The following is a 1,064-nucleotide window of genomic DNA, read 5'->3' on the forward strand; positions in this document are numbered from 1 at the left end:
AAAAGACGAACGCCGCATGGTTTCATGCATTACATCGGCACAAAAAGAGCTGTCTGTCATAGACGTAACAGTGAGACAAACGCCGTTAACGGCAATGCTGTCGCCTATTATTGTATTTTCCAAAACCTTGTCGGCTCGTACGGTCAAGCGAATAGAATCAGGCTGACGTTCCATACCGGCAATAGTGCCTGTTTCCTCAATGATTCCAGTGAACATAAGCACCCTCCCGGCCTTTTACATACGCTTCTATAAAAATATTATTATTGCGAATGGCCACAGACTCGTATTCGAGCTCCGGTGCCTCTGAAAGTTCATTGATTCCCTTGCCCCCTACCGATGATTTTCCCTTGCCGCCCATGATGATATGGCCTGTAAATACATAAAGTTTGTCAACAAGATTTTCATCGAAGAAAGAGCCGATAACCGTACTGCCGCCTTCAATTAAAATGCTGCAAATCCCTTTTTTATATAGGGTATCCATAAGGCCGTTTAAATCGATACGGCCTTCGTCATCGGCAGCTGCCACGATGACTTCGACACCGGCCGTATTTAAAGCCTGTCGTTTACTTTCAGGACAGCGTTCTGTCGTTACGATAATCGTAGGAGACTGTTTATCCGTTACCAAAAGAGCCTGTAAATCAATGCGACCTGTTGAATCGAGAATAATTCGTGTCGGCTGTTTCGGCCCTTCGTGTCCGGGACGAGTCGTACGGCTGGTCAACAGGGGGTTGTCCGACTCGACTGTATTGATTCCTACGAGAATAGCATCATACAAAGACCTTAGGTAATGCCCTTCTTGTCGAGCCGTATCGTTTGTAATCCACTTTGATTTCCCTGTTCGAGAAGCTGTACATCCGTCCAGACTTTGGGCCAGTTTAACGGCAATAAACGGCTTATGAACTATCATGTTTTTAATAAACACTTCATTCATTTTAACGGCTTCTTTGGACATAAGTCCGACTATGACGGGAATACCGGCATTACGCAAAATAGCAGCCCCTTTACCCGCTACCAACGGATTGGGGTCAAGCATGGCACAGACTACCTTGGCCACACCGGCCTTA

The 1,064-nt window shown here is 46.1% G+C and carries 1 protein-coding gene and 1 pseudogene; both read right to left on the reverse strand.

The features are described from left to right. A pseudogene (locus PGX78_RS08610) lies at window positions 1–216 on the reverse strand (riboflavin synthase); the annotation flags it as partial. After that, window positions 197–1,064, reverse strand: an 868-nt coding sequence (ribD, locus tag PGX78_RS08615; protein WP_270446545.1) for a bifunctional diaminohydroxyphosphoribosylaminopyrimidine deaminase/5-amino-6-(5-phosphoribosylamino)uracil reductase RibD, incomplete at its 5' end; no start/stop codon positions are given. The pseudogene PGX78_RS08610 and the gene ribD, both read right to left, overlap by 20 nt.

The organism is Megasphaera sp. AF13-6AC, from assembly GCF_027685385.1.
Classification (GTDB): domain Bacteria; phylum Bacillota; class Negativicutes; order Veillonellales; family Megasphaeraceae; genus Megasphaera; species Megasphaera micronuciformis.